Source organism: Saccharomonospora iraqiensis subsp. paurometabolica YIM 90007, assembly GCF_000231035.2.
Classification (GTDB): Bacteria; Actinomycetota; Actinomycetes; order Mycobacteriales; family Pseudonocardiaceae; genus Saccharomonospora; species Saccharomonospora paurometabolica.
The window spans coordinates 4,283-6,198 of record NZ_KI912263.1 but is presented as its reverse complement, the minus strand read 5'-3'; the positions used below and the strand labels follow the sequence as shown (position 1 = coordinate 6,198).

Below are 1,916 nucleotides of genomic sequence, written 5' to 3'. Positions count from 1 at the left end.
CGCACGGTCGCCCCGGACCTGACCGGTGAGGACGGGACGGACGGGCGTCCGTGACCGGCCCGGGCGGCGTGGTGCTGTCCACGCTGGAGTTCGACGTGCTGTGGGACCACGCGGAGCTGCCCCGCAGGCATGCCGCCCTGGACGTGCCCAGCCCGGGCCCCACGTACGGCGACCGCGCCCGGCTGCTGGAGCGGGCGTGGGACTCGCTCGCCGAGCGTGGGTTCGCCCGGGGGAGCGCGGCCACCCGCGACCTGGTCGACACGCTGGCGCTGTTCGCGAACGCGGGCACCGGGCTCGACGCGCGGATCTGGACCGACCGCAGGATCACCGGGCTCGCGGTGACCGTCGGCAGCCGCGCGGCGCTGGGCGTGGTCGACGGGGACGAGGTCTGGCTGCTCCCGGCGCGCGAGTCGTCGCTGGCGGAATCGGTGGTGTCGGTCGCCGGGGGCACCCCGGCGGGCGTCGGTTCCTCGGTGAGCGTGCCGTACGAGGTGCTGACCGAGGCCGACGCCGAGGCGCGTGGGGACGCGAAGGCCCTGGTGACCTCCTTGGAGGACCGGGGGGTCGAGCTCTGGCAGGCGCAGGAACTGGCGGGGATGCTGCTCGGCGTCGTGGTGAAGGGCCAGTTCGGGGCCCAGCGCGCGGGGCGGGACGGACGTCCGCTGCGGGCGGACCGGGTGGTGTCGTTCCACGACACCGACGCGGGCCGCTATCTGTTCGAGGTGCGTCCCGGCGCGGGCGGTCGGCGGTGGGCGACCGTGGCACCGGCCGACAACACCCTGCTGGCCCAGCGCGTGTGGGAACTGCTCGACGAGATCTGAGGCCGGGCTCCGTGGCTGCGGCACGGAACCGGTCGTGGTGGGAAGGAGAGGCGATGCCGGTCTACGACGCGGAGTCGATGGACGTCACGGCACGGAAGATCGACACGATCGCCGAGGACCTGGGCACGGCCGCGCAGCGGCTCACGGGCGTCGAGGGGGCGAATCCGTTCGGGGATGTCGAACGGGCCGCGGACCGGGGCGCGTCCCGCGACGGGACCGGCGCCGCCCGGGGAGGACGCCGCCGCGACCCTCGGTGCCTTCACCGACGGGATGCGGACCGAGTTCGACGCGGCGACGCGGCGCATCGCGGAGGCGGGCACCGCGCTGCGGGACGCCGTGCGGGCGATGCGTGAGGCGGACGCGGTCGCCGCCGACAACCTGACCATGCGGGAGCGGTGACGTGACCGGGGCCGGGATTCCCGAGGAGTGGGCGGAGGTCGAGCGCGGGGCCGCCCGGGTCGACAAGGTGGACCCGGGCGCGATCGACGAGGTGGCGCGCCAGTTCGCCGACGCCTCCCGGGACGCGGGGGACCGGACGGCCGATCTGACCAACGCCGCCGCACCGCTGGCCGAGGGCGGGGTGTGGGAGGGTCCCGCCGCCGACGCCTTCTTCGGGTACGTGACCCGGGTCGCCGAGGCCGGGGAGCGGGTCACCGGCAAGCTCGACGAGGTCGCGGGGGAGTTGACGGCGCTGGGCGAGACGTTGGCCGGGATCAAGGACCGGATCGGGGACGTCGTGCGGGACGCGCGCACGACGATCGACGACCGCAACGCCTCCGCACAGGAACGGGCGGACACCGCCGCGTCGGAGATGCGCGCCTACGACAACGGTGAGCGCGACACTCCGCCCGCGCCGACGTCCGCGGAGATCATCCGCGCCGCGGGCGAGGCGAACAGCGGGACCGCCCGTGCGGCGTCCGACGACATCGACGGACTGCTCCGGCAGGCGAACGAGGCGATCCGCAGCGCGCAGGAGCTGATGCGCACCGAGATCGGCGGCGGGTTCTCCGACGTGGCACCGCCCGGGCAGGCGGGCAACCGGCAGACCGCCACCGGCGGGATCGCCCCGGGCGGCGGTGCGTCGGGTGCCGGGGG

General features: G+C 75.7%; 3 protein-coding genes. All 3 read left to right on the top strand.

Annotated features, from left to right (window positions below; all coding sequences use genetic code 11):
• Window positions 1-50: 50 nt before the first annotated feature.
• Window positions 51-821, top strand: a complete 771-nt coding sequence (locus tag SACPADRAFT_RS0223345) for an ESX secretion-associated protein EspG (protein WP_007027449.1) — start codon at window positions 51-53, stop codon at window positions 819-821.
• 174 nt (window positions 822-995) lie between these two features.
• On the top strand, window positions 996-1,220 hold the full coding sequence (locus SACPADRAFT_RS29550) for a hypothetical protein (protein WP_007027448.1): 225 nt from the start codon (window positions 996-998) through the stop codon (window positions 1,218-1,220).
• Window position 1,221: 1 nt separating this feature from the next.
• A partial coding sequence (locus SACPADRAFT_RS29545) for a WXG100 family type VII secretion target (protein ID WP_007027447.1) occupies window positions 1,222-1,916 on the top strand: 695 nt, incomplete at its 3' end.